Here is a 6,298-nt window from a genome sequence, read left to right on the forward strand (position 1 = left end):
AGAAACCAGCTTAAATTATAGAGCTATGAATTATTCAGGATAGATTCTAGTTAGTTAATAGAGTAACAAGTCAGAGATTGTGTAGTTTCTTGGTCGAATTAATTATCACAAATAAGTTGAAATAAGAGAAGTCAATAAAAATGCCAAGAGGCTGGGAAACATTTACAAATCGGCGCTATAAACATTCACTCATTTGTTATAATAGATGCATAGTATTTAATTATGTATTTTAAACAATAAAAGTGATTACATTAAATTATATTTGGAGGATTTTACATGACTAAGGGAACAGCAACAGAATTATATCAAGCATTATGGACTTCGGCAGATGTATTACGTTCAAAAATGGACGCTAGTGAGTATAAGAACTATTTACTTGGGTTGATTTTCTACAAATATTTATCAGATACGATGCTAGTGCATTCATCGGAAATGTTAGATGAAAAGACAGAAAATTTAGATGAAGCTTTAGATATGTACCGTGAAGCTTATGCGGATGATGAATTTAGCGAAGAATTCCAATCTGCATTGGTTTATGAAATGTCTTATCGAATTAAACCAGAATTAACATTCTCTGCTTTGATGGAAGAAATCAATAACCATACATTCCAACGTGAACACTTACAACAAGGTTTACGTGATATTGAACAATCATCAAACGTGTTTGAAGATTTATTCGAGGACATTGATTTAAACTCTAAAAAACTAGGTGCTACACCACAAAAACAAAACGATACGATTTCTCAAGTTATGAAAGCTTTAGACAATTTAAACTTGGCTAATTATGATGGGGACGCTTTGGGTGATGCCTATGAATACCTTATCGGACAGTTTGCGGAAGACTCAGGTAAGAAAGCCGGGGAGTTCTACACGCCATCTCAGGTGTCCACTCTTATGACCCGTATAGCCTTGACAAATAAAGAAGATAAGAAAGGTTTAACCGTCTATGACCCCACAATGGGTTCAGGTTCATTGCTGTTAAATGCGTCTAAATATTCAAATGAAGCGTCAACAATTCGTTATTTTGGTCAGGAATTAAACACGTCAACATATAACTTAGCTCGTATGAATATGTTCCTACATAACGTAGATCCAGAAAACCAAACTTTACGTAACGGGGATACCTTAGATGCGGACTGGCCACAAGATGAACCGACAAACTTTGATGCTGTACTGATGAACCCACCTTATTCAGCAAAATGGTCAGCAGCTAAAGGTTTCTTAGATGACCCACGTTTCGCTTCTTATGGTGTATTACCACCAAAATCAAAAGCTGACTTTGCTTTCTTACTACACGGTTACTTCCACTTGAAGAATGATGGCAAAATGGCCATTGTCCTACCGCATGGTGTACTTTTCCGTGGTGCTGCTGAAGGTAAAATCCGTAAAGCCTTACTTGAACAAGGGGCAATTGATACGGTTATTGGCTTACCAGCGAATATCTTCTTCAATACAAGTATTCCTACAACGGTTGTTATTTTGAAGAAAAACCGTGATAGTCGTGATGTTTTATTCATTGATGCTTCAAATGAATTTACTAAAGCAAAAACTCAAAATAAACTAGAAGAAAAGCATTTAGATAAAATCTATGAAACTTATTTAAAACGTGAAGATGTAGAGAAATTTGCACATGTTGCGACCTATGAAGAAATTGAAGAAAATGATTTCAACCTAAATATCCCACGCTATGTCGATACATTTGAAGAAGCTGAACCGATTGATGTTGTGGCTTTAAAAGATGAAATGAAACAAACTGATCAAGAGATTGAATCAGTTTCTAAAGAACTTTTAGCGATGGTTGATGATTTAGAGGTAACAGACGATACCAAAGATATTATTGATGCATTGAAGGAGGTCTTGGAATAATGAGTATAAATAAAGACTCACAAAAAGCCCCAAATCTTCGGTTTAAAGGTTTTACTGATGATTGGGAACAGCGTAAGTTGGGGGAAGTATTTAATCAAACTGCAGAATATGTAAATCCAAAGGATGAAAATTTAGAACTCTGGAGTGTAACTGTTGAAAAAGGCCTTACACCGAAGACAGAAAGATATAATAGAGAGGCTTTAGTTAAAAAGAATGATAAATTTAAAACAGTTAAGGCAGGCGATATAGTTTACAATCCAATGAATATGACTATCGGCTCAGTTGGATTTAACAATACTAACAAAACTGTTGCTGTATCAGGTTATTATGTGACTATGAATATGAATCAAGGATACAATAGCGCATACTTTAATACTTGGCTTAAATCAGACCAAGCTATAAGATTATACAAATTATTTGCTACTGGTACGCTAATCGAAAAGCAAAGAGTTCAATTTCCAACTTTGTCGTCAATCAAAACTTTTATTCCTCAATTGGATGAGCAAACTAAAATCGGTTCCTTTCTTAAAAATATTGACAACACTATCACTCTTCATCAGCGTAAGTTAGAGCAATTAGAGAAGCTTAAACAGGCGTTATTACAGCAAATGTTCCCTGGTAAAGGCGAAACGGTGCCGAAATTACGGTTTGCTGGGTTTGAAGGGGATTGGGAAGAGCGGAAGTTAAGTGCTTTATTTATAAAAGGGGGATCAGGCGGAACACCTAAGTCAACCAATAAAGATTTTTATGAGGGCAACATACCCTTTTTAGGTATATCTGATATTACTAAATCAAATGGATTTATAAATAACACGGAAAAACATATATCAGTAGACGGATTAAATAATTCAGCTGCTTGGGTTGTGCCTAGAGGGTCAATAAGTTTAGCTATGTATGCTAGCGTAGGTAAAGTAGCCGTATTGAACATTGATGTAGCTACATCACAAGCATTCTACAACATGGTATTTGATGATGATGACCTAAGGGATTTTGTTTATCAATGTTTAATTAAAGCGAACGAATTATCAGAGTGGAATAAACTTATTTCAACTGGAACACAAGCTAATCTAAATGCGGATAAAGTTAAGAATTTCATGCTATATTTACCGCAAAATCATGCTGAAATTAAGTTAATCAGTGCATTTTTAAAACAGTTTGACACCACTATCGCTATTCAACAGCGTAAATTAGATCAACTGAAAAATATGAAACAAGTTTTACTAGAAAACATGTTTATATAAACTTATAAATCACCTTCGCTATATTCAGTTCGCTTTGATAAAGAGTATTGATGTAGCGGAGGTATTTGTATAAAAATAATCACAGAGGAGTGTGTGATGTGAAAAGCTTTGAATTAGAGAGCGATATGGAGAATAAGCTGATAGACCAGCTTGTAAACGGTGAATCGCAATGGACTTATCGGCCAGATTTAAGAAACGAAGACGATTTATGGGATAATTTCAGACAAATCTTAACTCGTACAAATAAAGATAAATTAAATGATGTCCCGTTAACGGATATGGAGTTTGAACAAGTCAAGACGCAATTGAATTTCGGGTCATTTTATCGTGCTGGTGAATGGTTAAAAGGGGAAAATGGGATTGCACAAGTCCTTGTACAACGTGAAGATGCGAAACTAGGAAAAGTTTCCTTAACTGTATTCAAATCACAAGATATTTCTGGTGGGATTTCTGTTTATGAAGTGATTAATCAGTATGCGTCAAGTAAACGTGATGAACAAGACCGTAACCGCCGTTTTGATGTCACTTTATTGATTAATGGATTACCTTTAATTCAGATTGAATTAAAAAATCGTTCAGAAGGGTATATGGCAGCCTTTGAACAAATCAAGAAATACTCAAACGAAGGTAAATATACAGGTATCTTTTCAATGCTTCAAATGTTTGTGGTCACAAATGGGGTAGATACGAAGTATATTGCAGCTGCTGATGGCCAACATATTAATAAAGAATTCTTAACTTCTTGGGTAGATAAAAACAACAATAGAGTCAATAACTATTTAGGTTTTGCTAAAGAAGTGCTGTCTATTCCACAAGGTCATAAAATGATTACCGAGTTCTCTGTGTTAGATGCTGACCATAAAGCCATTATTTTACTTAGACCTTATCAAATTCATGCGATCTTAGCAGTAGAGCAAGCCGTACGACAACGTCAGTCTGGTTATGTATGGCATACAACAGGTTCTGGTAAAACGCTTACGTCTTATAAAGTGGCCAAAAACCTATTGAGAAGTCCAGCGTTAGATAAAACGATATTTATCGTAGACCGAATTGACCTTGACCAACAAACGGGTACCGCCTTTAAATCTTATGCAATGAATGACGTTGTAGAAGTGAATGATACGGATAACGTATCCGATTTGGTGCGAAAATTAACCACTAATGACCGTGACTTAGTCATTACAACGATACAAAAATTAAATTATGTCATGAAACGTTATGGTGACAAAGAAGATAACCGTATCGCAAAGAAATTACGGAATTTAAACATAGGATTCGTTGTAGATGAGTGTCACCGTGCTGTGACCCCTAAAAAACAACAAGAAATTACGAAGTTTTTCCCTAAATCCCTTTGGTATGGCTTTACTGGAACGCCAATATTTGCGGAAAATGCGAGAGATGAATTTGGGGATATGCCACGTACAACAGAAGAACAGTATGGCCCACGTCTACATGAATATACGGTAAAAGAAGCTATTCATGATAAAGCCGTACTCGGTTTCCAAGTTGAATATATTAATACGCTTGAAAAGAACTCTATTGTAGATTATTTTGACCAATCAGGTATAGATATAGATGGGTTGAGTGAACACGAAATAGAAGCTAAATTACCTAGAGAAGCTTACGAAAATGATGAACACAAACTAAAAGTCATTGATCAAATCGTTAATTACTCAAGACATAAATTCAAACTCACTCGTGGCCCAGGGAACACCTATAGTGCGATTTTGACCACACGTTCTATTCCTGATGCACAACGCTATTATGAACTGTTTAATGAAGTAAAAGAAGGTAAATCAAGCGTTAAGATAAGTGAAAAAACAAAGAGTCTAGTATCAGACTTCCCGAAAGTAGCGGTGACTTATTCTTTAAACGAAACAGAAGAAACTTCTTTTGAACGTCAATCACAATATAAACAAATCATTCAAGATTATAATGAAACGTTCAACACACATTATGACCTAGAACAGGTTAGAGCTTTTAACCAAGACATTAATAATCGTTTAGCACGGAAAAAAGATATATACCGTACACGTAGTGAACAATTAGATATCGTGATTGTGGTTGATCGTCTATTAACTGGTTTCGATTCACCTTCAACAGCGATTTTATTCATGGATAGACCACCCGCAAAGCCGCACCATTTAATTCAAGCTTTCTCACGGACAAATCGTATCTACGACAAGGATAAACAATACGGCCAAATTATGACTTTCCAATATCCAAGTCAGTATCAAGAAGCGGTCGAAAATGCCTTTATTCTGTATTCGAACGGTGGAGAGAGCGCAATACAGGCGCCAGGGTGGAATGAGTCATACGGACGCTTCCAGGACGCTTATGAGCGTTTAATTTCTGTTGCGCCTAGTCCAGAGAGTATTGATATCAATGATGATGTTGATACCCTTAAACTCTTTGTTAAAGCTTATCAAGAATTTGATAAGAGCTTAGGGGCTATCCAAGTATATTCAGAGTTTGACGAAGAGGTGTTTGAACAACAATACAACTTACGTCCTGAAGTAATAGAGTCTTACCATGGTAAGTATGAGAACGCCTTAGAAAAAATTAGAGAACAAATCGATGAAGACGAAGAAGATGACTTAACGATTGACTTCGATTATCAGTTGTCTGAAGTAGGCAAGCAACAAATTGATTACGAGTACTTAATGCTGTTAATGCAAACGATCGTTAATGAACCTAATAGTCAAAATCGTATCAAACGTATTGTTGACGCTGAAGCTTATTTAACGAAATTTAAAGATAATAACCCTAAATTAGGTGAAATTATTGAAGATATCTTCTCTACTATTAAGGATGGTAATGAGCTAGCACAAGCAGAAAATACGCTTAATGTATCGAGTGAAATCGAAAAACGTATTGATGAGCGTGTCAGTGAATTGGTTCATGATTTATCGGAAAGTCTCTATGTCCAAGAAGATGATTTGCATTACTTAATCGAGAATTACAAACCAGAAAAAGCGGGTAAACAAACTGGAGAGAGTAACCTCCTTGAGAATATGGATAAAGACCGTTATCTAGAAGAAAATCGGAAGAAAGTGCAGAAGAAATTCAGAGTGAAAAAATTCGCTAAACAAGCGTATACCGATGTAATCGAAAGCGAAATACTCCCGTTAACGAACAAAAACTTCTAAAAATGAATAACAAAGAAGGGGCTGGGACAAAAGGTCTCTCAA

At 35.6% G+C, this 6,298-nt stretch carries 3 protein-coding genes; all 3 read left to right on the top strand.

From position 1 onward, the window contains the following. Positions 1-276: 276 nt before the first annotated feature. Positions 277-1,866: a type I restriction-modification system subunit M gene (locus EF384_RS09170; protein ID WP_123781366.1), complete on the top strand. Its 1,590-nt coding sequence runs from the start codon at positions 277-279 to the stop codon at positions 1,864-1,866. Continuing rightward, on the top strand, positions 1,866-3,107 hold the full coding sequence (locus tag EF384_RS09175) for a restriction endonuclease subunit S (protein ID WP_123781368.1): 1,242 nt from the start codon (positions 1,866-1,868) through the stop codon (positions 3,105-3,107). The genes EF384_RS09170 and EF384_RS09175 overlap by 1 nt, the downstream gene beginning before the upstream one ends. A 98-nt stretch (positions 3,108-3,205) precedes the next feature. Continuing rightward, on the top strand, positions 3,206-6,256 hold the full coding sequence (locus tag EF384_RS09180; RefSeq protein WP_439647013.1) for a type I restriction endonuclease subunit R: 3,051 nt from the start codon (positions 3,206-3,208) through the stop codon (positions 6,254-6,256). The last annotated feature ends 42 nt before the right edge of the window (positions 6,257-6,298 follow it).

The sequence above is a fragment of the Aerococcus agrisoli genome, assembly GCF_003797145.1.
Taxonomy (GTDB): domain Bacteria; phylum Bacillota; class Bacilli; order Lactobacillales; family Aerococcaceae; genus Aerococcus; species Aerococcus agrisoli.